The following is a 24,737-nucleotide window of genomic DNA, read 5'->3' on the forward strand; positions in this document are numbered from 1 at the left end:
ATGGCAGCGCCAGTGCCGAGCTACCCCTTCAATGCGCCAATCATGATGCCCTTTACGAAGTATCGCTGCAAGAACGGATACAACATCAACATTGGCAAATTCGCTACGACGAGCACAGCGTATTTTAACCCTTCCACGCTCATCTTCATCCGTACCGCTGATTCAGAAGTCAGCTTCACGAACTCGCCGGAATCGCTTTGAATCAAAATTTCACGCAGGATAAGCTGCAAGGGGAATTTCTCCTTCGTCGTCAGATAAATCAAGGCATTGAAGTACGAGTTCCAATGACCTACTGCATAGAAAAGCACCATAACAGCAATAATCGGCATGGACAGCGGCAGTACGATACGAAGCAGCGTTTGAATGTGGGTGCATCCATCAATCATCGCGGATTCCTGAAGTTCACCGGGAATCGACTGCTGGAAGAACGTGCGCATAATGATGATATTCCACACGGATACGGCATTCGGGATAATCATGACCCACAGCGTATCGAGCATGTTCAAGTTTTTAATCAATAAATAAGTAGGAATCAATCCGCCCCCAAAGAACATCGTGAATACGATAAGCCCGGTTACCAGTCCCCGCCCCGCCAGATCACGGCGAGATAATGGATATGCGGCACATATGGTCATCACGACATTAAGCGCCGTTCCGATAACCGTATACAGAACGGTGTTGCTGTAGCCGAGCAGAATATCCTTGTTTTGAAAAATTTTCGCATAGGCATCAAGGTTGAAGCCCTTCGGAATGAGCCACATATCTCCGCGCAGCACGTGTTCCGGATTGCTGATAGAAGCACTCAATACGAATACGAGCGGGTATAGAACGATGAGAGTAAGCAAAGTAAGCAGCGTGTAATTGATTAGGTTAAATAGGCGGTCGCCAAACGAACGGTCAATCATCATCTGTCCCCCTTTACCATAGGCTCGTCTCGTTGACACGCCGCGCAATGTAGTTCACAAGAATCAAGAGCGCAAAATTGACAACGGAATTGAACAATCCAACGGCAGCAGAGAAGCTGTACTGCGCGTCCAGAATACCGGTGCGATACACATAGGTGGAGATGATATCTGAGCTGCTCATATTGAGTGAATTTTGCATGAGGAATATTTTCTCGAAGCCGACTGACATGATGCTGCCCAGATTCAAAATGAGCAGAATGATAATTGTCGGCGCTATCGTAGGCAGATTAATATGCCAGATGCGCTGTATACGCGTTGCACCATCAATGGTAGCTGCTTCATGCAGCTGGTGATCGACACCGGAAAGCGCAGCCAAGTAGATAATGGAGCTCCACCCCATCGTCTGCCATACATCGGACAGCACATACAGCGTTTTGAACCAGCCCGGTGAGGTCATAAAGGTGATCGGCTCGCCGCCCATCGCCACAATCAGATGATTGATAATGCCTGTGCTCGGATTCAGAAAAATAAACAGCATACCCACAACGACGACAACCGACAAGAAGTGTGGGGCGTATGTGATGGTCTGTACGATTTTCTTGAACCGCTCGGCCTTCACTTCGTTCAGCATCAGCGCAAGCAGGATCGGAATTGGGAAGCTTAGCGCTAAGGAATACAGACTGATGAGCACCGTGTTCGTCAGCAGACGTTCGAAGTAGAAGCTGTTGAAGAAGCGTTCGAAATGCTTGATGCCTACCCACGGGCTGTCCCATATCCCCTTATTCGCCATGAAGTCCTTGAAGGCAATCTGAATGCCATACATCGGCAAGTAGTGAAAGATGATATAGTACAGCACGACCGGAAGCAGGAGCAGATACAACTGCCAATTTTTCACCATTCCCTTGCGGATTCGCTCCATTCTGCTGTTGCGTCCAGGTGCAAGCTCACCGGAACGCTGCATTGCAAGATTTGTTGCCTTCATCGCCTCTTCCTCCTCGGTGCATCGTCCAAGTTCAAGCTATCCGGCTGCTTCATGGATTAGCCCTCCGATAGTATGGCGGCAGCGTCCAAATTCGGTACTGGCGAGACAGAGACAACACCGCCGCCTTGGCGAATGGATTGGGTTGCCGCACAACCTACAGCCACGCTCATGCGGCCCGAAAGAGGAGTTGCTATCGGCTCCTTGCCATCCAGAATCATATCGACGAAGTCCTTGCAAATATTTGGATCCGCTCCGCCATGCGATCCCTTCGCCTCCTTAATCTGATACACGCGGTCTGCAAGCTCGCGCTCTGTATTGGATTTGCGCGTCCATACGTATACTTTGTCTTCCATCTCGTTATTTTCCATCCGGCCTTCCGTGCCGATAAAGGTATAGTTCCGCTGATAATCAGGTGTGAAGTGGCATTGTAAGTAGGAGGCCTTAATCCCGCCTTCCAGCTCCATAATGACCATGTTATTGTCCTCTACATTCACCTCTTCACGGTATGCGCATTCGATCAGTCTCCCTGGACTCGCTTCCGTACACGTAGTCCGCTCGTCACAGGTTGGACAGGTTAAATCATTCGGCTTATCCCCGCCATAAAAGTCCAAGCTGCCAAATGCGCTCACTTTCGTCGCATAGCTCCCTGTAATCCAATGAATGATATCGATATCATGCGATCCCTTCTGGAGCAGCAATCCAGTACTGTTTTTGGAGTTCGCATGCCAATCGTGGAAATAGAAATACCCGCCCCAGCCTACAAAATGTCTTACCCATACGGCCTTGATCTCGCCAATTACACCAGAATCCACAGTTTCCTTCATCGTGCGGTACATATTCATGTAGCGCATATTGAAGCCGACCATCAGATGCTTGCCGGATTCCTTCCATGCGTTCAAAATGTTGTCGCAGCCTTCCACCGTAATCGCCAGCGGCTTCTCACAAAATACATGCTTGCCAGCCCTCAGCGCAGCTACCGCATGCTCCTCATGACAGAAATCAGGCGAGGTCACCGCGATCGCATCGATATCTTCGCGTGCAAGGAGTTCCCGATAGTCTGTCGTGACGAACGCTTCCGGGTTAACATCATCCTTGAATTCCTGAAGGCGCTCTGGATAAATATCAGCTGCCCCCACTACAATAGATCTCCCGTCCGGCTGATGCCAATATTTTGCGATAGTCCCTCTCCCTCGTGCACCAATCATGCCAATTCGAACTTGCTTCTCTGTCTTCATTTCCTCATTCTCCTCTCGATTACGCTTGCAAGCTTTGTCCATAAGCGGCCGCTTGCAGCAGCACATCGCCTTCTATAATAAAGCGCTTACAATGCGCGATGCCGAAACGAAACTCTTTCTTCACTGCTAACATAGACTCATATAAGGGAAACGAAATACAAGCAAATAAAGCACGAATCGAATCGTTATGCTTTCTGTCGGCTTGATTATGAATGAGGTGAATTTGTAAGACGCTATTCATGTCATACAGCAATAATTGATGGGCGGATGCTCTCTTGCTTATTTTTTAACCTGTTGTGGATTCTTGGGCTTGCGGAAATAGTAATGAGGTTTGCCCAAGGTGTATTGGAATTTGGGTGGTTGATCACTTTGCACAAATAACAAAGATATTTGGGGTGAAATTTGAAGTTTGGATAGGAATCAAAACTATATCCCAATTGGTAATTATTACACTTATAGACTTGTCGTCATTATATTATGCGCAACTTTATACCGTCAACAAGATTTTGGATAAAATTTCGAAAAGCCAAATTTAAATAAATTTGGGGCAAATTCAACGTTGCTCAACCATGCGCGTTAACGCGCGATTGTTTAGGATCTTTCTCGCTGCTGTTTACACTATAAGTAAAATTACCACCTGAAACAGTCATAACTCTCCACTAACACAAAGATGGTAAATACTATAAGATTTGTTTGAGAATACGAAGCACACAATTTCGAGGAGGGAAAACGATTTGAAGAAGACATTACTAGCTTTCTCTGTGATTGCCATGCTAAGCACATCATTCGTACTAACTTTCAACACGCCAACGGTTGGGGCCATCCCGGCAAAAGAATGCAAAGCATCTAACTTCGGCAAGGATACTGAACCTCGCAGACTGAAGGTGGACGACTGGGGTTCAACCATCTTCTATTGCGGCAATAGCCGCCATCCTGACGATCAGATTAATTTGGAGCGGGAGAATGGAGAAATCGATCATGAGTACGACACCTCCGTTGTTGATGATGTAAGTATCGATGGCTCTGTACTGGAATATAGAGCGGTCGGGCCAGGCACAACGAGGATTAGTGTATGGCTGCCTAAGGCGAAAAAATTTGCAAGTGTAAAGGTTACAGTTGAGGACGAATAACTCCTCCAACCATTGTCAGTTTTCTTTCTCAAAGTAAAATAGTAGATCACCTATGTAGTTTTACTAAATTGTACTACCTGTGAAACAAACGTTACCTTCAGTAAAGGTGGAGTTAGGGGGGTTATATTTGAACCCGAACTCGACCTTTTTTCTTCATTGTGCTGCAAATGTCTGCTTCCAAGTCCGTTGGAATATAAAGTAAATACATGTTATATTGAATGTACAAAGAAACTGATCTTTTCGTATTTGGTGGGTCGCACTTCCTTTTACTAAAGAACGGTTTCTTTTCTATATGACAAAAGAGGGAATACTCCAAGTCATTCTAGACTTCGAGCCCCCCTGTCACCTTATGAAACAATAAGGGAGGAGTTTGGCATGAGTAAAGTGTTGATTTTAGGCGGAACTCGCTTCTTCGGAAAAAAGCTTGTTCACTTGCTTATTCAAGAAGGAGCTGATGTGACCGTAGCTACACGAGGACATACGGTCGATTCATTTGGCGACCAAGTGAAGCGGCTTCAGCTTGACCGAACCGATCCGGAGCAATTGCGTGCAGCCGTTGCCGATACCGAGTGGGATGTCGTATACGATAATATCTGCTATCATCCGCAGGAGGCATTCCAAGCTTGCGAGATATTCGTAGGCAAGGTCAAGAGATATATTTTTACGTCTACCTTATCCGTCTATCCCTTCGGCCAAACTGAAAAATATACAGAAGGAGCATTTTCCCCTTATACATACGCAATTCCAGCGAATGTACCTAAAGACATTGCATATGGAGAAGGCAAAAGACTTGCCGAGGCTGTTCTGTTCCAGAACGCCTCCTTCCCCGTATGCGCCGTTCGATTTCCCATTGTGCTCGGTATGGATGACTATACGAAGCGGCTCCATTTCCATATCGAGCATATTCAGCGAGGTCAGCCGATTGGACTTCCGAATCCGCAGGCCAGCATAAGCTTCATCACCTCAGACGAAGCTGCCCGCTTCCTATTCTGGCTAAAGAACCAGCATTTCGAGGGGCCGGTCAATGCCTGCTCGGACGGTGCCTTGTCCATTAGCGAGATCATCAGGCTCATTGAAGAAAAAGTCGCCAAGCAGGCAGTTATCGTGGATACCTCTGATTCCGAGCAGGATGCAGCCCTTGATGATGCCCACCGTTCTCCCTTCGGTATACCAGACGATTGGGGAATGGACACAAGCAAGGCAGCCAAGCACGGATTCAAATTTGACTCGATTCACGATTGGTACCCTAAGCTTCTTGAACAAATCATCCATTCAAATGAGTGAGGTTGAGAAAGCAAGCGAAACCTCTCCACAACGGTAAGGAGCATTTCAAGCTAGGATGCTCCTTGACTATTCGTTGACTCGCGCACAACCAGTTCAAAGGGAAGCAGCATGCGAAACGGTGTTGGATAAGGAGCGGTAAGCCCATCCAACAGCGCCTTCGCTGCTGCGTACCCCATTTCATACTTCGGAATATGAATGGACGACAACGGCGGGGAGCTATATTTTGCAAATTCGATATCATCTACGCCGATAAATGCGATGTCGCTAGGAATAGACATGCCTTCCTCCGCCACTGCGCGCATCGCTGCAATCGCCATCATATCACTCGCACAGAACATTGCTGTGGGGCGATCCTCAAGCTTGACCAGTTGCTTCATTCCATCATAGCTGCGATCCGCATCCCATTCTGCATCGACGACCCAATTTGGATTCAGCTCACAGCCTGCTTCCTCCAGAGCAATTCGATACCCACGATACCTCTTCTCCCGCTCCAGTTGACCGAGAAGTCCCTTTCCGCCAATAAATCCTATTTTACGGTGGCCATTCTGAATAAGGTGACCAACCGCAACTCTCGCCGCATTCATTCGGTCATAGGAAATGACCGGTACGGTAGGATCCGCTACGTCGATACCTACAATATTGGGCACTCTTTCCTTTAGCCACTTATATAGCGCAGGTTTCATTCCTTCCACACAAATGATTCCGCTAAGCTGATAAGACTGGAGTAAAGATTCAAATAGTACGGGGCTTTTTAGTTCGGCCTGGGTATGCAAAAATGCAAGTGAAGCTCCTGCCTCGAGCAGCTTAGCCTCTATTCCTTGTATGATTGGAGAAAAGTAAGGATGATTGTACTTGTTGTCGGGAAGTGAAAGGATGCAGCCAATCGCATGAGTGGACACTGGAGTTGAGTGGTTCCGCGTGCGGGTACGCGCTTTGGAATTGGCTGTGGATGTCGCATGATAATTGAGTGATTTGGCGGCTTGCCATATTTTCTGCTTCGTCTCTTCACTGATTCTCCTGCTGTCATCGTGATTGATGACTCGTGATACGGTCGATATCGATACGCCGACCTTCTCTGCAATATCTTTCAGTCTGACCATGCTTCCTCCCTGGCAGTATGACATTATCTTCTCGACATCATGTAAGCAGCCTTGTTGTAAATCACAGCATACCACAGGGATCATACACTTGAAAGCATGAAGTAAGCATATTATTGTGCTGCTCTCCATCTGAATAATCCGTCTTTGTACTGTATATTTTTTGCAAGTAGGGACATTTTGTCCCTGACCAACGGCAATTGTTCTGCATTATATATACAAACATAAGATCATCCAATCCGCTATGTGTCGGAGCTTTGTGGAGGGACTTTCAGATGAATTATATTCTTGGCATTTTTTATGTCAACCGGCTCGATTTATTAGTTCAGGCACTTGCGAGCATTCAGCCTTGTTGGCCGCATACAGTCGTTATCGACAACTCCAGCAGCCGCGATCTCCGCCGGGAAACCTCCCTTTCTTCCATCGTGTCTATTTATGAGCCTCCTATCCCTTTTTCACATAGCCAATCCCAAAATATGCTGCAGAAATGGGGCGCAGAGAGGAACTGCGATGCCGTGCTGTATATGCATTCTGATGCAGAAGCACTTAAAGGGGTTCCAGAAGCATTATTATCGACAATTGCAGCTTGGCAGCAAGTAGGTTACAAATGGGGAATTGCCTTCACGAATCTGGATACACTCGCTGCTTTTCAGATGGAGGCGATAAAGACTGCCGGCCCGTGGGATACGCTGCTGCCGATGTACTTTTCCGATCAAGATTGGTATCGGAGAGTAGTATTGTCAGGCTACCCAATCATTCATACTGGGCTTCAAGTGACTCATCATAATACCGGGGCGTCAACGGTGAAGTCTGATCCGCTCCTATCCCACCTCCATCAAGTTACCTATCCCTTATATCAGCGATACTACGAAATCAAATGGGGCGGTTCATTGGGGCAAGAGACATACCAACTTCCTTTCAATCATTTTCCTCTTAATCCCGTAGATCACTATCTCCTGTAGCTTGATCCCGAATACGAACCGCAAGCATGGATTGACATTCTGCCTGCATAGGCAAGACAAAGGGGGTTCAGTCGATGAAAAAATGTATTGTATTCGGGAATTGCCACGTGTTTCCGATACGCAGGTATTTGATGTCTTCACACACATTCCGTTATAGTTATAAACTGCTTGAGATACTTCCTATTCAAGGTTGCAATCAAGAAATTGGCGTAGGCGATCATCTTCTGGGCGAATGCGATCTGTTCATTTACATGAGAACGAGCGACGCTTATGGTCCGTATTTGTCCAGCGAGTATTTGTTAAGCAAGCTCCCAGAGCGATGCGTAAAAATCAGCATAGGCAATGCCTACTTTAAGACCTATTACCCGCAATTTACTTTCGATAACAAGGATACCCTTTACGGATACGAGGATCAGAATGTTATCCGATTGTTAAAGAAAGGGGAAAGCAAAGAACGAATCGTCGCGCTGCTGTCTGATGAGCAATTTTATTCAGCCCAGCAATTGCACATAATCCATACTGACTTCATGAACAACCTCCGCCAACGGGAGATCGGCATCGATATTCCGCTTGCGAATTTCATCGAGCAGCATTATCAGAAGGAGCATCTGTTTTGCACGGTCTGCCATCCTCGATACCATATTATCCGTTACTTAGCGATGAACATTTTGCAGAGAATCGGAATTTCCCCGCTCGAAATTGCGAACGCCTTTTATGATGTCGATTTTATTGATTTGATTCATCCTATTTATCCAAGCGTCATCAAGCATTTGAACCTAAAATTTCTGCAGCCGGGTGCCCGTATCTATTCGCTGGGAGACGAGAAATTCTCCTTCCAGGAATATATTGCGCGGTACGTGGATATTCACAGCAAGGAGCTGCAACTGGTGTAGGGTTCGCATAATCTCGTCGGAAGTGACTCTGATCAGATGTAAAAAAATCAGAGAGCAACCAGCTCTCTGATTTATTCTGCTGAAAGAGCGCCTAAGGCCTCTTATTTCGCAACGATTTCTCTGTTTAGTACGAAGACCTTTCCTTTTTCATTTATAGCTGCCAAAATGCTTGGACTGCCCTCTTTCAAAAACGTATAGTTGTTATCCTCTACCTTTACTTGGTATCCTGTCACGTCGATGCCGAATATTTTCTTAATCATCGGATTCATTGTTTTTATGGCTTCCGCAGCAGTATACTTTGGCTTGGCGAACTTCTTCTTCAACTCTTCCCTGGAGCTATAAACTGGTCTTTCTGCCCCCAAAGAAATATTCTGTACCTTACTCGTTGCCGCCTCAACCCTTACGTTTATTGACTGCTCGTTATTTTGAGTGAATAAATAAAGGTCAGCCCCTTCCCCTACAAAGCGTTGGACGGAATCGAACGCTATCTTCTTTCCGCCGGTTAATGCTCCTGCTGCCTGTTGAGCAGCTTGGACAGCCCTCTGATCAACCTTAGACTTCGGCACATTATAAATTGCCATCTGCACTTTGCCGCTTTTCGCGTCGATGGCAAGATGGTAAGGACCTAACGTACTGATTTCGCCGCTTGCTCCATGAATGTTCAATTTTGTAATATCGTCATACGAGAGACTCTTCTCTGTTTCTGTGATGGCTGCCTTGATCTTTGTCCGGATGCCCTCGTCCAAGGAAGAGAGTTGAGGATCGAGTCTGATTTGATAGATTTCGCCGGTTTGTGCTTTGATCGTAACCTCGGCAGCAAATATTTTCTCCTCTCCCTTTACGGGATACGTTACGGTTCGATAGGCTTTCGAATAAAGAGTAGGCTCTTTTTTCCCATCGATTTTATACGAATACCGAACGCCCTCAAAATCGATTTCTCCATTTACGAACGGCTTCAAAGCTTCCTTCGCCTTCTCCACCAACTCCTTGTCCAAATCCTTAACGGTCTGTGTGAATCCCGGCTCGCCTTGTTGTTTGGAGTTGGCCGCTGCTGCCGCAGCGGATGTCGGTGCCGGAATAGAGGCCATAAACAGCGCCGCCGCGGTTACGGATAAAAGAAATACGTTCCATCGTTTCATGAATAAATCCTCCTATATCAACTTCCTAAATTAGTTTCACCCAAAATTTTATTCGGCGCTTTACCTTGAGCCTATATCCGGAGCTTTTCCGGCTTCCATTAGTTCCTCTTGCCATTCTCAGGTAACAGACTGATGCTGAAGCAATTCCCTTTCAAGTCCACTCTTGCTTCTATCGCAGGACTGCCTTTTTTCGTAAAGGAAAATTTATTTCCGTATTTCGACTCCTGCTTCACCCCGTACCCACTCAAGCTTATATTGAATAAAGACTTTGATTTGGCTTCTACCGCAGCTTTCACCTTCTTGATGTCTAAATCCGCATATGCTTTGTCTTTGTCAGGAACATCTATTTTCTTTAAGAGAACATCATAGATTTTGCCCGTAACAGCACCGATCTCCAGACCTACCCACTGCTCTTCATTGCCGCCGTCAATTCGCCATACGTAGGAATTCTCTTTCATTTACGGATCTTTGTTCACGAACTTGTGCAGTTGAGCTTTCGTTAATACTGGATTTCCGCCATTCGAAAACTTCTTCAAGGCTGCTTCTGCATTTTTCCGTATCGAAGCATCTATGTTCTTATAGGCGTAGTCAATATAAGCGGTATGATCCTGATCCGTCATGGACGCGGCAAAATCCTCACCCAGCATCGAAATACGGGTTTGACCCGAGGACTTATGTATATCTACCTGTTTCGGTGCATACTTCCGTTTATGATTCAATTCATTAAGCAAGCCCAACATCTTGTTTTGCTTGGTCTTATCTAATTGAGCGAAGGTGAGGCGCAGGTTCAAAAATATAATTTCCTTCGTGTTCTTGCTCATCATCATATTCCCTAAATTGTCTTTGAAAGTAATCGTCAAGTTCGATCCTTCCATGATCACATCGGCCTCAGCGATAGACAAGCCTAACAAATCACGAACCTCTTTTTTAATTTTCTCTTGGATTTCCTTATCCAAATCTTTTAGCTTTATCGTTTTTTGCTCACTTGCCTGTGTGACCTTCTTCGTCGCATAGGATTCCGTTTCCGGTAAGGCTGTCAGCACAAGCGCTGCTGCCGCCATGCACATCCATACTTTATTCCATGATTTCATTTGAAATTGCTCCCTTCGCATTGTCTGTTTGCGTTCAGCTATTTTGTGTACCTATTCCGTTACAGGGATTGTCATTTCCAAGTCCTTGATATAATCCACGAGTGGAATATCCTCCGTCACGAATGTCAGCTTCTGATCGGGCGATACTTGGTCAAATTCCGCGACAAAGCCATAATTCTCGGGATCGACCACCCGAATTTGCTTTTTGTTGAGCAAATGCCCTTGCTCGTCTTCCACATGTAAATAACGACCGTTACCAAACGGATTGTCGCCAACCTTGTTGTAATAGACAAATAATCTGTCGCCCTTCCATTTCATGCGCGTCACTTCCAAACTTCCGGCCGCTCCTTGGCTGAGAATCAGTGGCTTATCTTCGCTTGGCATCTCGGTAACCGTAGTTTTATTCTGAGACAATGGATTCTTGGAGATTCTTATGAAATATGGCTTTACCGTAATTGATTTCGGTGGATGTTGAAACGGTGCGAAATTGAAATCCAACGTGCTGTGCATAACCTCATTAATCAGCGTCCCCGTCCCTCCGCCTCCATTAACAAGTTCAAGCTCAATTCCACGATCATCTATAATGGCAACGTGAGACTCGATGTACATCAACGACTCCTCCTTCATGAAGTGTTGTGGATATGTATATTTCAATATCACTTGAGTTGAAGCTTCCGACATCACGATTTTGTCTACTTTCATCGTCGTCTCTCCGTACTTTCTAACCATGTCAGATGTGATGGTTCGCGAAGGGACTTTTTTCACAGGAAAGCTGAATTCAAATCGCTCCTGCTCCATTCCCTCCAAGAACACAAACAGCTTCAATTCAAACTCATCGGGCAGGTTCCAGTTAGGCCTAAAATTAATGACACTGTTTACCGTCTTGCCGTCTTCCGACAGGATGCGATCCCGTAAACTGTTCGCAAAATGATCGAGTTCTCCGTCAATCACCAGCTTTACTTGTTCAATTTTTCGCCCTGGCGCCGGCTGAACAAAGCCCACGGATAATCTCGTCCCATCGTAGATGACCTTGGATACTTTCAGCGTTTCTCCGTTAAGCGTCATGCTTTGATTGACATCTTCGACGAGCCCCTTTTCATCCGCTGCCTGCAATCCTAAATCTCCAGCAATCGTGAACACGGTATTCAGAAGTGGAATCTTCTTCAAGGTCTGCGCCATCACCGGCGACACGAACCCAGAGCCGATAATGCCCATGCCGATAAAAGACACCGCTGCCGTAATGATGGCGACTTGGCGCATGCGTCTCTTTTTTCGGCTTGCCGCATTCGATCGCAGTGCTTGAACGGACTGCTCTACACTCTGCTTTACAACATCAGGCACAGCGTCCTTCTTAGCTGCAAGCTCTCGAAGCTTCGCATAGGTAGCGTCGTATTGCTGCCGCACCACACCTGGAACCTCGCGAGGCTTATTGGCAGCCGCCTGCTTGAGCACATGCTCCATATCAACATGTTTCATAGTCGCCCTTCCTTTCAAAAGGATTGTCCATCACCTTCGCCAACGCTGCACGGGCCCGATGCAAGCGCGACTTAATCGTTCCTTCCGACGTATCAAGCAGCTCCGCTATATCTTTCACAGACATGTCCTCAAAATAATGCAGCGAAATAACGATACGATGATTATCCTCCAACCGATCAATCTCCGCGATCAGATCTAAATACTCGATATGCTCATCATCCGCAGCAGTTGCCGACTTCATTGGAAGATCAGCCATAACGACAACCCGCTTCTGCTTGTTGACTAATTGGTGACATTCATTCATCAAAATACGAAACATCCATGTCTGGAAGTAAGCAGGCTCTCGCAAGGTATGTATCGCGCGAAACGCCTTGAATATCGCCTCTTGAATCACGTCGGCGCAATCCTCATCCCGCTTCAAGATGGAACGTGCTACCCGATATAAACTGCGCTCCATCCCAGTAATAAGCCGAATAAATGCTTCGCAATCTCCCTGCTGTGCCAGCCTTACTTCGTCTACCGTTAGCACATTTATAATCCTCCTCTAGATTTGAATAAGCTTATTCTATTTCGTTAGATTGGCTATGAAGGAAGTTGGTTCCATCTACACGATATTTAATTTTGGAATCTCATATTTTTCTGAGTAATGGAAAATTCACCTGCCACATATATACTGAATATATAAATATCAATTGATATGTATCAGACGATATTTCATTGGATACCCACTGGGGAGGAACGAGCTATGCCGCCTAAGACTAAATTTTCGCGGGATACGATCATTGATGCCGCCTTCAACATTGCCATGCGAGAAGGAATTTACAGCATTACAATCCGCAAGGTCGCGGAATATCTGGGAAGCTCAATTGCGCCTATTTATGTCAACTTCACAGATGTCGGAGAGCTCATTCAAGAGGTCGTAAAGCGTATTTTTGCTTTCAGCGACGAATATCTTCTCAGTCAGGATACGGGACAGCCTTTCCACGACATTGGTGTTGCCACTCTCCGCTTCGCTCGCGAATACCCGCTGCTGTTCCGCGATATGGTCATGAGACCGAACCCCTATTTGCAGCATGAGCCTAACGAAATGAATGGATTTATCGACAGAATGAAAACCGATCCGGAGCTTACCGATTTCACAGATGAAGAGCTTATACCTATCCTGCTTAAAATGCGAATATTCACGTTAGGTCTGTCCGTCATGACCGCAAATGGCCTGCTGCCGGAAGGCTTCAACGACATTGAGGTCATGGACAGTACATCCGCCGATATCATCGCTGCCGCCCGCATGCGGCAGAAAGGGGAACGAAAATGAATCGTCAGGAAGCAATGAAACAAATTGAGCGGCAGTTTAGAGGCGTTATACAACGCAATCGCAAGCTTCACAATGCCTATTTCCTCGTGCATTGCGAGCCCTTGGGCATTCATTTGAACATTGCGGAAGGCAAGACACGAGACCAGTCAGCCCTTCCACAGCAACGCTATTATATTGCCAGCATAAGCAAGCTGTTTACCTCAGTACTTATCGCGATGCTCGCAGAAGAAGGCAAGCTCTCCTACGAAGACCCTATCCATCGTTACCTTCCCCCTGATCTGATGCACAAGCTGCATATTTACAAGGGAACTGATTACTCCAATCAAATCCAAATCAAGCATCTGCTCAGTCATACCTCCGGATTACATGATTACTTCGAGGATCGACCTAAGCAAGGCCCACGAATGCTCGATCTGTTCACCTCGGAGCCTTCGCGCCAATGGACGCCGCAAGAGGTCATCCAATGGTCCAAGGAGCATTTAAAGTCGCATTTCCCTCCCGGTCAGGGAATTCATTATTCGGACACCGGATACCACTTATTAGGCCTACTCATTGAAAGCATTACATCCACTCCGCTCCATGAGGCGTTTCGGCATTACCTCTTTGAACCGCTGCAGCTCCATCATACGCATATGGCTTTTTATTCAATGCCGGCTGAAGAAGATCCTTACCCCATAGCCGACTTATACGCCGATCAGACCGTTATCACCGATTACAAAAGCATCAGTATGGAGTACGCAGGCGGTGCCTTGATTTCGACCTCCGATAATTTGCTGACATTTATGAAGGCCCTTACGGGCGGAAAACTGATATCCGCGGACAGCTTCCAGCGGATGCAAGTATGGACGAAGTTCAGACCGGGTGTGGACTATGGCTACGGCATTGTCCGTTTTCGGACTGTCCCACTCTTTCTCCCTGCAAAGTATAATGTGTGGGGCGCATGGGGCTATTCCGGAACCTTTATGTTCTACCACCCTGCTCTTGATGCCTATCTGATTGGCAGCTTAAATCAACTGCGATCCACCGCCAAGGCAGTTCGCATCATGTTCAAAGCCATCGACGTCCTTCTGAGATGCAAATAACAAACGCAAAAACCCGCTGCCAGCGTTAAGGCCGACAGCGGGTTATCATCCATCATGTTTCATTGTTATCGAAGAAGACCTCTTCGTTACACCATAATTTTGCACATATCGTTCGTGAATTCTACCGGATCCTGCAGCGGCAAGCCTTCAATCAAGAGCGCTTGGCTGTACAGCAGGTTCGTATACAGACTCAGCTTCTCTTGATCGGATGCATGAGCGTTCTTCAGGGATTGGAATACCTCATGGTTGACGTTGATTTCGAGCACCTTGTCGGCTTTCACCGCTTGGTTGTTCGGCATTGCGTTCAACACTTTTTCCATCTCGATGGAGACTTCCCCTTCCGCAGACAGGCATACTGGATGGGACTTCAAGCGCTTGGAAGCTTTAACGCTCTTCACCTTGTCCTTCAAGATGTCCTTCATCGCCTCGAACAGTTCCTTGTTCTCGTCTTGTTCGTCAGCAGACTTGTCATCGCCATCGGACTCGATACCGAGATCGCCGCTCGATACGTTCTTGAATTCTTTCTCCTTGTACTTCATGAGCATCTTAATTGCGAACTCATCAATGTCGTCTGTGAAGTACAGAATCTCATAGCCCTTATCCAACACAAGCTCAGTTTGCGGCAGCTTCTCGATGCGTTCGATTGATTCGCCAACTGCGTAGTAAATGTATTTCTGATCTTCTGGCATTCTTGCTACGTACTCATCAAGCGATACCAGCTTCTTCTCCTTGGAGGAGTAGAACATGATCAGGTCTTGCAGCACATCCTTGTTCATGCCATACTCGCTGTACACACCATACTTTAACTGTCTGCCGAACGATTGGAAGAACTGTTCATACTTCTCTCTTTCGTCCTTCATCAAGGATTGCAACTGGCTCTTGATCTTGTTCTTGATGTTCTTCGCGATCAAGCTCAATTGACGATCATGCTGGAGCATTTCGCGCGAGATGTTCAAGGACAAATCTTCGGAGTCGACCATCCCTTTCACGAAGCTGAAATAGTCAGGAAGCAGCTCCGCACATTTGTTCATAATCAAGACACCGTTTGAGTATAGCTCCAGCCCTTTTTCATACTCCTTCGTGTAATAGTCGAATGGTGTATTTTCTGGAATGTACAAGATCGCGTTATATACAACGGCGCCGTCTGCGCTGATATGAATGTGCTTGAGCGGCTTGTCGAAGCCGTAGCGTTTCTCATTATAAAAATTCTCATAGTCCTCTGTCGTCAGTTCGTTCTTGTTTTTGCGCCAGATTGGAACCATGCTGTTGATCGTTTCTTCTTCCTGATACTCCTCAAGCTCCTTGTCATCGTCTTCCTTCGGACGATGCTTCTTCACGTCCATCTTAATCGGATAACGGATGAAGTCCGAATATTTCTTAATGATCGATCTCAGACGATATTCTTCCAAATATTCGTCGTACTGATCTTCCTCCGTGTTAGGCTTGATTTTCAAAATGATGACGGTACCCGGCTCATCCTTTTCGCTCGGCGTAATCGTGTATCCGTCCACGCCCTTCGATTCCCATTTAAACGCCTCATCGCTGCCGAACGCCTTACTAATAACGGTTACGACATCAGCAACCATGAATGCGGAATAGAAGCCTACACCGAATTGACCGATAATGTTATGGCCGTCCTTCGCTTCGTTCTCCGTCTTAAAGGCAAGGGAACCGCTCTTCGCGATGATACCAAGGTTGTTCTCCAGCTCTTCCTTCGTCATCCCGATCCCTGTATCGGCTATTGTCAACGTACGACTCTCTTTATCTACCGATACTTTGATGAAGTAATCTTCTTTATTGAATACCACACTGTCATCGGACAAGGCCTTATAGTACATTTTGTCGATCGCGTCGCTTGCGTTGGAGATAAGCTCTCTAAGGAAGATTTCGCGCTGCGTGTAGATCGAGTTAATCATCATTTCCAACAAACGCTTGGATTCTGCTTTGAATTGCTTCTTAGCCATGAATAAAAATCTCCTCTCGTATTTTCATTTCTTTGCATATTAGGCATTTGTCATAGTAGGTTATGAATTAGCACTCCACCACATAGAGTGCTAACAATATATTTAGTGTACCTAGTCTATTTTTTGCTGTCAACTATATTACGAACATAATTGGGAAATTCTGATTTCAACTTTCAATACCTATCTATTTCATTTACAAACTCTCAACTTTTTTCTTACATGTCCTTAACTCTTCCATTACATATCCTTAACAAGCGGTTGCTATAATCCAGGTGAATATGATAGGAACGCACATATTATAGATTCGCCTTATGGAGGGACATACAAATGAAAAACAAAGCAATAATTGCGCTAGCTGCAGCAGCGCTCATATTGACCACTAGCACAGGAATTTCCTCTGTCCATGCAGCTGACAGTGTAATGCCGGCCAATCATATTACATACACGAACAACGGCAAGATTGTAACTCCTGCCTCGCCTGCCGTCGAAGTCGACTCTCGCTTATATATGCCTCTACGTGCACTTGGTGAAGTCACTGGAAAATATGTAGATTGGGATGAATTCAGAGGCAGTGTTGCCTTGACGGACAAGCCTGAACTGACTGGAAAATATAAGCTCAATGCAGCGAACTTGGCTGAAGGCATTAAGATGGGCATTGGCTCTTCCTTGACGCATGTGCCCGGCGATCCTGACAATGTGTTCTACTCCACTGCCGACCGTGGACCGAACGGTCAAGTCGAAGCAGGCGGCAAAACTCGCCGGACGTTCCCGTTAGCAAGCTATACGCCGAGCTTATACAAGATTCAAATCGATCAAAGTGAAATTAAAATTTTGGGGCAAATCCCGCTCAAGGTGAATGGCAAAAATCCGACGACCGGAAATGCGCATGTTACAGGACTCCCCAATATTAAAGGTCGTGATGAAGCCCCATTCGATGCAAAAGGGGAAAAAGGCCTCGCTTATGATCCTTACGGACTCGATATCGAGGGACTCGCCTATAATGCCAAGGATGACACGTTCTGGATTTCAGATGAATACGGTCCATCGATCGTGCATGTAAAGCGTGACGGTACGATTATTGAGCGCATTGTCCCGAAGGGATGGGCGGCTCAAGTATCTGCGCCGCTCGTTCCAGCTAGAGAAGTGCTGCCTGCTGTGTACAATAAGCTTCGTCAAAATCGCGGTGCTGAAGGTGTTGGCATCACGCCAGACGGCAAATATATGTTCATGTCGATGCAGAGCCCGCTTCGCAATCCAGACAAGTCTGCAGACAACTCGCGTCAACTGCGCATCATCAAGCTAGACCTAGCTACGTTACAGCCTGTTGCTGAGTATGTATACATGACGGAGGATGCCAAGCAGTTCACTGGCCTAGAGCAAGCGGACATTGTAATCTCCGACTTGGTAGCTGTCAACGAGAATACACTGTTGATTGATGAGCGTGACAAAAATGCAGGCGATAAAGCTCAATTGAAGCGCATCTATGCCGTCGATCTCACTACGGCTACAAACATTCTGGGCAAGTATGACGACGAGAAGGCTGGCGAAACGCTGGAGCAAATGTCTCTTGCCGATTTGAAGTTAAGCAATATTTTACCGCTGGCCAAGCGTACCGTGCTGGATGCTGTTGAACATAGGTACCCTTATGAAAAAATAGAAGGCGTGTCCCTTGTCAATGGAAATACGCTGGTCATCGTCAACGACAATGACTTCGGTGTAGACAGCCCAACAGCCGATAATGGTACGGAGCTGTGGACGTTCAAGCTTCCTTATACCATTCGATAATATTTCCACCAATTGCAGCACCTCGGAACCGACACTTTCGTCGATCCGGGGTGTTAATGTATATTTCACACGATTCCAAGTAAGCTACCTCTTATATGCAAATGATCCAATACTAAACAGGTAACTCTAACATATACATATATGGGTCTGTACATATAAGGAGGTTATTCAAGCAATGAGAAAGCAAATCCTATCCGCCACGCTTGCTGCACTGCTCGCTGCATCATTCCCGCTCACCGTTATCGCACAAGAGAAAACCGCTGCTGCAACATGGTACACAGAAGGGATCCAATCCCTCATCTCCAAAGACATCCTTTCCGATCAGGCAAAGCCAACATCCACCGTCCCGGTTAAGGATTTCATACGCTACGCTGCACTATCGTTCACCTACCAGCATGGAATTGATCCGCTGAAGGCAGCTGAGAATGAAGGCTGGATCACAGCTGATGAGTTCACATCCCCCGATGCTCCGATTACACGCGGAGAGCTCGCCCGTATCCTCGTGCGCGCCTATGATTCCGAGGAACGGGAACACAGCGAAAAAACATTGGCCGAGTATACGCAGCGTGCGAAAGCTCTAGGCTTGCTTATCGGGTATCCGGATGGCAGCCTGCACGAAAATAAAAATGCAACGATTGGCGAGGCCGCCTCAGCACTAAGCAATCTGCGTAAGCTCCGGCTAGCTCAAATCGACAACAAGGGTGTGCCGCTCATTTCTGTTGAGGATTTCATGCGCAACCCAGGCAATTTCTCGTATCAGTTGTCCACAGACGGCAACCATATCTCCTACGCAGCGCCATGGGAGAGCCGGATGAATGTATTTGTGAAGAAGATGGATGGCTCCAGCGAGCCTACTCGTGTCACAAGCTCCAAAGACCGCGATATTGCCGGCTTCTTCTGGAAGGGCGATCACATTCTTTATTTGAAGGATAAGGGCGGAGATGAGAACTACCATTTATATTCGGCAGCCTTCAATGGCAATGCGGAAAAGGATCTGACACCATTCAATAAGGTTCGAGTCGGCATAGTCAACATACTTTCCAATGTGAAGGACGAAATTCTGATTACGATGAACAAGGATAATGCGAAAGCATTCGATGTATATAAGCTGAACGTGAAGACAGGGGCAACCAAGCTTGTAGCGAAAAACCCTGGCAACATTCAAGCCTGGATTGCCGATCATAATGGCGCCATCCGTATGGCGGTAGCTTCTGACGGACTTGAAGGAGCCATACTGTATCGCGATTCTGAGGATGCTGAATTTAAACCGTTTATCAAAATCGATTCAGGGGATACGGTCAATCCGCTTGGCTTCACGAAAGACAATAAACACATTTATGCGATTACGAATAAGGGGCGCGATAAAACTGCGCTCGTCCAATACGACCTGCAAGGCAAGGAACAGCTTATCTATTCCCATCCTGAGGTTGATCTGGATCGTGCGGTGTATGACGACAAGCAGGATAAGCTGCTCATGGCTTCTTATGTGACAGACAAGACGCATCTTAACTTCTTCGATGCCGGTTTCGAAGCTCTGCACCACAAGCTCCAAACCAAATTACATGCATCGGAAAGCGAAGTTCATATTACGGATTACAACGAGGACAGAACGAAATTTATCGTCGCTGTATCCACTGACAAGGTTCAAGGCAAATACTATTACTACAATTCGACAACCGATCAACTGACCTTGCTTACGACATTAAGCGACTGGCTGAAGCCTAAAAATCTGGCCGACATGTACCCAATCTCCTATAAGAGCAGAGATGGCTTAACCATTCATGGCTATTTGACATTGCCTAAAAATAAACGCCCTGAGAATCTGCCGCTGATCGTCAATCCACACGGAGGGCCTTGGGCACGTGACAAGTGGGGCTTCAATCCGGAAGTCCAACTGCTCGCGAACCGGGGCTATGCCGTGCTTCAGATGAATTTCCGTTCGTCCACCGGCTACGGGAAAGCATTTATCGACGCAGGTGATAAGCAATGGGGACGCGATATTCAAAATGACATTACAGACGGCGTCAAATGGGCAATCAAGCAAGGCATTGCAGATCCAAACCGCGTCGGCATTTACGGCGCGTCATTCGGCGGATACGCTACACTTGCCGGCATTACCTTCACGCCTAACCTCTATGCAGCAGCCGTCGATTATGTGGGGGTGTCCAACATCTTCACTCTACTGAATACGCTGCCCCCTTATTGGGAAGCGAACCGCAATATGTTCTATGCACGGATCGGGCATCCTGAAAAGGATAAGGAGCTGCTTAAGGCTGCATCTCCTGTATTCCATGCAGATAAGATCATTACACCGCTCTTCGTCGCACAAGGAGCAAATGATCCGCGCGTGAATAAAGCTGAATCCGATCAGATTGTAGACGCACTCAAGAAAAGAGGCATCGATGTGCAGTACATGGTGAAAGACAATGAAGGCCACGGCTTCCAGAATGAAGAGAACCGCATCGACTTTTACAATGCCATGATCAAGTTCTTGGATACCCATTTAAAAAATAGTCCCCATTCATAAAAGGGCTCTTTCCCATAAGAAAGGGCCTTTTTATGAATAAATGACGATGAATAAAAACAATATCTCCTTTCTAACTGTTATATTTTACATGAATCCTGCAATCCCAATATTTACGTATATATTTGGAGTAGTTTAAATTATGAACATATACAAAGGGGTTCAGGTCATTGAAAAAGAAATGGATTGCTGCCTCACTTGCAGCTGTGCTTGCTGCATCACTGCCGGCGTCTGTCATGGCGCAGAAGCCAACCGAAGCTACAATTTGGTACCAAAATGGGATTCATGCGCTTACGTCCAAAGGAATTTTGGATGAACATGCAAAGCTGACGTCTACGGTCTCCGTAGACGAATTTGTCCGCCTTGCCGTCTTGACGCTCACGTACCAACACGGCATCGAGCCGATGAAGGCTGCTAAAAATGCAGGTTTGGTAGCTGACGGGGATTTCACATCTCTTGATGCGCCGATTAAGCGCGGCGAGATTGCCCGCATTCTCGTTCGTGCGCTTGGCAAGGAGCAAGACGAGAAGAGCTTGACCGATTACGCGGAACGCGCCAAGACGCTGGGCTTACTCAAGGGATTCCCTGATGGGAAACTGCATGAGAATAACGCTGCAACGCTGCGCGAGGCTGCATCCGCACTTGAGAACGTTGTAAAGCTGAGCCGATCCGGTATCGACAATAAGGGGGTGCCGCAAATTTCCGTCGAGGATTTCATGCGCAACCCTGGAAGCTTTTCCTATCAGCTTTCTCCGGACGGCAATTATATTTCCTATGCAGCGGCGTGGGAAAATCGCGCGAATGTCTTCGTACAGAAGATGGACGGTTCCAGTGAAACGGTACGCGTAACGAGCTCCAAGGATCGCGATATTTCCGGCTTCTTCTGGAAAGGCGATCATATCCTCTACTTGAAGGATAAGGGCGGAGACGAGAACTTCCACCTGTACTCGGCGGCGTTCAACGGCAATGAAGAAAAGGATTTAACGCCATTCGATAAAGTTCGTGTCGGCGTAGTCAGCACACTGTCCGGCGTTAAGGACGAGATTCTCGTCTCTATGAACAAGGAAAACGCCAAGGCATTTGACGTGTACAACCTGAACATCAAGACAGGCGAAACGAAGCTTGTCGCGAAAAATCCGGGCGACATTCAAGAATGGATTGCCGACCATGACGGCAAAATTCGTCTTGCCGTTGCTTCAGACGGCATCGAAGGTGTCGTATTGTACCGGGCTACAGAGGAAGAAGAATTCAAGCCATTCATTACGACATCAGGCGGCGACACCGTTAGCCCGCTCGGCTTCACCAAGGACGACAAAACGATCTATGCCGTTTCGAATAAAGGACGCGACAAATCCGCGCTCGTCAAGTACGATCTTCAGGGCAACGAGCAGTTGATCTATTCCCATCCGGACGTCGATTTGGCAGGAGCGGTGTATGACCATAAGCAGGATAAACTGCTCATGACTGCCTATATAACGGATAAAGTACATGCGAAATTCTTTGATGAATCATTCGAGGCTTTGCATAAAAAGCTGCAGCACAAGCTGCAAGCAACAGAAAGCGAAATCGGCATCAACGACTACAATGAAGACAAAACAAAGCTCATCGTCAGCCTATCCAATGATAAGGTGCAGGGCAAATACTATTACTATGATTCTACAACGGATCAATTGACGCTGCTCGCCAACCTGAGTGACTGGCTCAATCCAGAACAGATGGCGGACATGCACCCGATCTCCTATAAGAGCAGAGACGGCTTGACGATTCATGGCTACTTAACATTGCCGAAGAATAAGACGCCGGAGAATCTCCCTCTGATCGTGAATCCGCATGGCGGTCCATGGACCCGCGACATGTGGGGCTTCAATACGGAGGCTCAGCTGCTGGCTAATCGCGGATATGCCGTTCTGCAAGTCAATTTCCGCTCCTCTACGGGTTACGGAAAAGCATTCATCGACGCCGGCAACAAGCAGTGGGGCCGCAACATTCAAAATGACATCACGGATGGCGTACAATGGGCAATCAAGCAAGGCATCGCCGATCCGAAGCGCGTCGGCATTTACGGTGCATCATTCGGCGGATATGCGACATTAGCCGGCATCACGTTTACGCCAGACATGTATGCAGCCGCCGTCGATTATGTCGGGGTATCCAACATCTTCACCCTGCTTGATACATTGCCGCCTTATTGGGAAGCGAACCGCAACATGTTCTATGAGCGCATCGGTCATCCGGAGAAGGACAAAGACATGCTGAAGGCCGCATCTCCTGTATTCCATGCGGACAAAATCGTGACACCGCTCTTTGTTGCGCAGGGCGCCAATGATCCGCGCGTGAACAAAGCAGAGTCCGATCAAATCGTCGAGGCCCTCAAGAAGAGAGGCGTAGACGTTGAATATATGGTGAAGGACAACGAAGGCCACGGCTTCAACAATGAGGAAAATCGCATCGAATTCTACAATGCCATGGTGAAGTTTTTGAATACACATCTGAAACCTTGATTCGTATCACCTGGACGTATTTGCCATCAATAATGTAAAAAAGATCGGGTTTCAGCAGTCAGATGTCTCTGATGCGCTGAACCCGATCTTTCTTATTTTCACTATCCATATCTCTCCATACGATGCAGCTATAGCTGCTCACTACTTACTAGGAGCTATCCCTCCCTATTTGCTGCTCATCCCATCTATCTACTGAGGGCAAGGGTTCACAATTTTTTCTATCATTTCACATGGCATCATACACACTCTGGGTCTGAGTTCATCTACGTATGCTGCCACACAGACAAAGCGTTCTTTTTGAAATGACTCGGTGTGACTCCTGTCTTGCGCTTAAAAACTCGGGAAAAATACGGAACGTCATTAAAACCCACTTGGAAACATATATCCGTTACCGACATATCGGTATCGAGCAGCATGGCGGCCGCCTTGTGAATCCGAAAATCGACCAAATAATCATTATATGTTTTGCCAGTGAAGCGCTTAAATAAATCACAGAAGTACGTCTTCGAAATATTAAATCTGCGGCATATCAGTTCCAAGCGAAGCTCCTCATTATAATGCTCATGAATATAATGAATCGCTGCCGTCATTAATTCCTTAAATTTGCCCAACCGGTCATCTGCATCATCGGAATGGCGCTGTCGATCCATCTCTCGTACTAGCAGTGTCATCAGCTTCAGCAAGTCCGCCTTGAGCACCAGTTCATAATAACGGTTGCCCTGTTGATACTCGTCCAGCATATCATGTAAAATCTTCGATACTTCCATATCGGTTGCGCCAGACAGCGCCACCTTCGGGGTCACATGCTCCTCATCCAGCATGAACTGCTCCAGATAGGAGTAGTCGAACTTGCCCCTGCTGCCATTGTGCGGCTGGTACTGCTCATCAATGAAATGCGGGAGGAACTCAAGACCGATAATATCAATTCCCTGACCAGGCACCAATGTCACACGATGAACAGCATAAGGAGGAATAACAAAAATATTGCCCTTCACCATTCGGTACGTACGATTATTAATCGTATGCATGAACTCGCCCTTCACCACATACCAAATTTGAAAATAGTCATGCGTATGATCACGTATGCTGCCGCCAGCTTGGTTCCATCGATAAATTTTAAAAGGCAGCGGTGTTCCGATCTCGCTCTCAGCACGATAAAATTGGACTTTCTGTGGCATGGGCTTCTGCATCAACTCACGACGCTCGAGCATCATCGGTTCCCCCTCCTTCCTCAGCCTCTGCTTCATGTCCTTCCCATCCAAGTCAGACTGGAAAAGAATACTCTCCTATCATATCATGATTGGCTGAACAGGAGATAACGTAAGTGGAATGCGAGGGGAAATAGCAGGAAAATCCCCTTTCTCAGATATGC

General features: G+C 46.8%; 20 protein-coding genes. 9 read left to right on the forward strand and 11 right to left on the reverse strand.

Translation table 11 applies throughout. From position 1 onward, the window contains the following. Positions 1-20: 20 nt before the first annotated feature. From PAV_RS01195 to PAV_RS01205, 3 genes are all read right to left on the reverse strand, one after another. Entirely contained in the window at positions 21-905 is an 885-nt protein-coding gene (locus tag PAV_RS01195; protein WP_005542914.1) for a carbohydrate ABC transporter permease, read from the reverse strand. Between the two features lie 13 nt (positions 906-918). After that, positions 919-1,824, reverse strand: a complete 906-nt coding sequence (locus PAV_RS01200) for an ABC transporter permease (protein ID WP_238555754.1) — start codon at positions 1,822-1,824, stop codon at positions 919-921. A 119-nt stretch (positions 1,825-1,943) separates the two neighbouring features. Next, on the reverse strand, positions 1,944-3,122 hold the full coding sequence (locus PAV_RS01205) for a Gfo/Idh/MocA family protein (RefSeq protein ID WP_005542918.1): 1,179 nt from the start codon (positions 3,120-3,122) through the stop codon (positions 1,944-1,946). A gap of 734 nt (positions 3,123-3,856) precedes the next feature. Here PAV_RS01205 and PAV_RS01215 point away from each other — a divergent pair. Together PAV_RS01215 and PAV_RS01220 are read left to right on the forward strand one after the other, a co-directional pair. Continuing rightward, on the forward strand, positions 3,857-4,252 hold the full coding sequence (locus PAV_RS01215) for a hypothetical protein (RefSeq protein WP_005542919.1): 396 nt from the start codon (positions 3,857-3,859) through the stop codon (positions 4,250-4,252). 375 nt (positions 4,253-4,627) lie between these two features. Beyond that, the gene (locus PAV_RS01220; RefSeq protein WP_005542921.1) at positions 4,628-5,536 is read left to right on the forward strand and encodes an NAD-dependent epimerase/dehydratase family protein; all 909 of its coding nucleotides are present in this window, start codon (positions 4,628-4,630) and stop codon (positions 5,534-5,536) included. 50 nt (positions 5,537-5,586) lie between these two features. Here the strand turns inward: PAV_RS01220 and PAV_RS01225 are convergent, their stop codons facing one another. After that, positions 5,587-6,636 (reverse strand): LacI family DNA-binding transcriptional regulator, encoded by a 1,050-nt coding sequence (locus PAV_RS01225; protein WP_005542922.1) that lies wholly within the window; start codon positions 6,634-6,636, stop codon positions 5,587-5,589. A 272-nt stretch (positions 6,637-6,908) separates the two neighbouring features. Here PAV_RS01225 and PAV_RS01230 point away from each other — a divergent pair, with 272 nt between their 5' ends. Next, positions 6,909-7,595: a glycosyltransferase family 2 protein gene (locus PAV_RS01230; protein ID WP_005542925.1), complete on the forward strand. Its 687-nt coding sequence runs from the start codon at positions 6,909-6,911 to the stop codon at positions 7,593-7,595. 74 nt (positions 7,596-7,669) lie between these two features. Then, positions 7,670-8,488, forward strand: a complete 819-nt coding sequence (locus PAV_RS01235; RefSeq protein WP_005542926.1) for a WcbI family polysaccharide biosynthesis putative acetyltransferase — start codon at positions 7,670-7,672, stop codon at positions 8,486-8,488. A 101-nt stretch (positions 8,489-8,589) separates the two neighbouring features. On the opposite strand, the gene PAV_RS01240 is transcribed toward PAV_RS01235, so the two are convergent. The 5 genes from PAV_RS01240 to PAV_RS01260 all read right to left on the reverse strand — a co-directional run bounded on the left by PAV_RS01240 (position 8,590) and on the right by PAV_RS01260 (position 12,723). Next, positions 8,590-9,627 (reverse strand): hypothetical protein, encoded by a 1,038-nt coding sequence (locus PAV_RS01240; protein WP_005542928.1) that lies wholly within the window; start codon positions 9,625-9,627, stop codon positions 8,590-8,592. Between the two features lie 98 nt (positions 9,628-9,725). Then, a complete protein-coding gene (locus PAV_RS01245) occupies positions 9,726-10,085 on the reverse strand; it encodes a hypothetical protein (protein WP_005542930.1) in 360 nt (119 codons plus the stop codon). Continuing rightward, a complete protein-coding gene (locus PAV_RS01250; protein WP_005542932.1) occupies positions 10,086-10,718 on the reverse strand; it encodes a hypothetical protein in 633 nt (210 codons plus the stop codon). It abuts the gene before it with no gap. Between the two features lie 51 nt (positions 10,719-10,769). After that, on the reverse strand, positions 10,770-12,194 hold the full coding sequence (locus tag PAV_RS01255) for a DUF4179 domain-containing protein (RefSeq protein ID WP_005542934.1): 1,425 nt from the start codon (positions 12,192-12,194) through the stop codon (positions 10,770-10,772). Further along, on the reverse strand, positions 12,181-12,723 hold the full coding sequence (locus PAV_RS01260; RefSeq protein WP_005542936.1) for a sigma-70 family RNA polymerase sigma factor: 543 nt from the start codon (positions 12,721-12,723) through the stop codon (positions 12,181-12,183). Before PAV_RS01260 ends, PAV_RS01255 begins: the two co-directional genes overlap by 14 nt. Positions 12,724-12,939: 216 nt before the next feature. Between PAV_RS01260 and PAV_RS01265 the strand changes: the two genes are divergently transcribed. Together PAV_RS01265 and PAV_RS01270 are read left to right on the forward strand one after the other, a co-directional pair. After that, positions 12,940-13,509 carry a TetR/AcrR family transcriptional regulator gene (locus PAV_RS01265; RefSeq protein WP_005542937.1) on the forward strand — a complete coding sequence of 190 codons (570 nt, stop codon included), beginning with the start codon at positions 12,940-12,942 and terminating at the stop codon, positions 13,507-13,509. Next, entirely contained in the window at positions 13,506-14,591 is a 1,086-nt protein-coding gene (locus tag PAV_RS01270) for a serine hydrolase domain-containing protein (RefSeq protein ID WP_005542939.1), read from the forward strand. Before PAV_RS01265 ends, PAV_RS01270 begins: the two co-directional genes overlap by 4 nt. Positions 14,592-14,677: 86 nt before the next feature. On the opposite strand, the gene htpG is transcribed toward PAV_RS01270, so the two are convergent. Beyond that, positions 14,678-16,555 (reverse strand): molecular chaperone HtpG, encoded by a 1,878-nt coding sequence (gene htpG / locus PAV_RS01275; RefSeq protein ID WP_005542941.1) that lies wholly within the window; start codon positions 16,553-16,555, stop codon positions 14,678-14,680. Between the two features lie 327 nt (positions 16,556-16,882). On the opposite strand from htpG, the gene PAV_RS01280 reads away from it, so the two are divergent. From PAV_RS01280 to PAV_RS01290, 3 genes are all read left to right on the forward strand, one after another. Then, the gene (locus tag PAV_RS01280; protein ID WP_005542942.1) at positions 16,883-18,340 is read left to right on the forward strand and encodes an esterase-like activity of phytase family protein; all 1,458 of its coding nucleotides are present in this window, start codon (positions 16,883-16,885) and stop codon (positions 18,338-18,340) included. Between the two features lie 175 nt (positions 18,341-18,515). Then, entirely contained in the window at positions 18,516-20,867 is a 2,352-nt protein-coding gene (locus PAV_RS01285; protein ID WP_005542944.1) for a S9 family peptidase, read from the forward strand. A gap of 167 nt (positions 20,868-21,034) precedes the next feature. After that, complete coding sequence (locus PAV_RS01290) at positions 21,035-23,365, forward strand: S9 family peptidase (protein WP_005542945.1); 2,331 nt, start codon at positions 21,035-21,037, stop codon at positions 23,363-23,365. A 263-nt stretch (positions 23,366-23,628) separates the two neighbouring features. Here PAV_RS01290 and PAV_RS01295 read toward each other — a convergent pair whose 3' ends face one another. Beyond that, a complete protein-coding gene (locus tag PAV_RS01295) occupies positions 23,629-24,579 on the reverse strand; it encodes a helix-turn-helix domain-containing protein (RefSeq protein WP_005542947.1) in 951 nt (316 codons plus the stop codon). Positions 24,580-24,737 lie beyond the last annotated feature (158 nt).

The organism is Paenibacillus alvei DSM 29 (genome assembly GCF_000293805.1).
Taxonomy (GTDB): Bacteria; Bacillota; Bacilli; order Paenibacillales; family Paenibacillaceae; genus Paenibacillus_B; species Paenibacillus_B alvei.

Coding starts and splice junctions, on each gene's coding strand:
- PAV_RS01195 (WP_005542914.1), bottom strand. CDS start 905: ATGATTGACCGTTCGTTTGGCGACCGCCTATTTAACCTAATCAATTAC.
- PAV_RS01200 (WP_238555754.1), bottom strand. CDS start 1,824: ATGGAGCGAATCCGCAAGGGAATGGTGAAAAATTGGCAGTTGTATCTG.
- PAV_RS01205 (WP_005542918.1), bottom strand. CDS start 3,122: ATGAAGACAGAGAAGCAAGTTCGAATTGGCATGATTGGTGCACGAGGG.
- PAV_RS01220 (WP_005542921.1), top strand. CDS start 4,628: ATGAGTAAAGTGTTGATTTTAGGCGGAACTCGCTTCTTCGGAAAAAAG.
- PAV_RS01225 (WP_005542922.1), bottom strand. CDS start 6,636: ATGGTCAGACTGAAAGATATTGCAGAGAAGGTCGGCGTATCGATATCG.
- PAV_RS01230 (WP_005542925.1), top strand. CDS start 6,909: ATGAATTATATTCTTGGCATTTTTTATGTCAACCGGCTCGATTTATTA.
- PAV_RS01235 (WP_005542926.1), top strand. CDS start 7,670: ATGAAAAAATGTATTGTATTCGGGAATTGCCACGTGTTTCCGATACGC.
- PAV_RS01240 (WP_005542928.1), bottom strand. CDS start 9,627: ATGAAACGATGGAACGTATTTCTTTTATCCGTAACCGCGGCGGCGCTG.
- PAV_RS01245 (WP_005542930.1), bottom strand. CDS start 10,085: ATGAAAGAGAATTCCTACGTATGGCGAATTGACGGCGGCAATGAAGAG.
- PAV_RS01250 (WP_005542932.1), bottom strand. CDS start 10,718: ATGAAATCATGGAATAAAGTATGGATGTGCATGGCGGCAGCAGCGCTT.
- PAV_RS01255 (WP_005542934.1), bottom strand. CDS start 12,194: ATGAAACATGTTGATATGGAGCATGTGCTCAAGCAGGCGGCTGCCAAT.
- PAV_RS01265 (WP_005542937.1), top strand. CDS start 12,940: ATGCCGCCTAAGACTAAATTTTCGCGGGATACGATCATTGATGCCGCC.
- PAV_RS01270 (WP_005542939.1), top strand. CDS start 13,506: ATGAATCGTCAGGAAGCAATGAAACAAATTGAGCGGCAGTTTAGAGGC.
- htpG (WP_005542941.1), bottom strand. CDS start 16,555: ATGGCTAAGAAGCAATTCAAAGCAGAATCCAAGCGTTTGTTGGAAATG.
- PAV_RS01280 (WP_005542942.1), top strand. CDS start 16,883: ATGAAAAACAAAGCAATAATTGCGCTAGCTGCAGCAGCGCTCATATTG.
- PAV_RS01285 (WP_005542944.1), top strand. CDS start 18,516: ATGAGAAAGCAAATCCTATCCGCCACGCTTGCTGCACTGCTCGCTGCA.
- PAV_RS01295 (WP_005542947.1), bottom strand. CDS start 24,579: ATGATGCTCGAGCGTCGTGAGTTGATGCAGAAGCCCATGCCACAGAAA.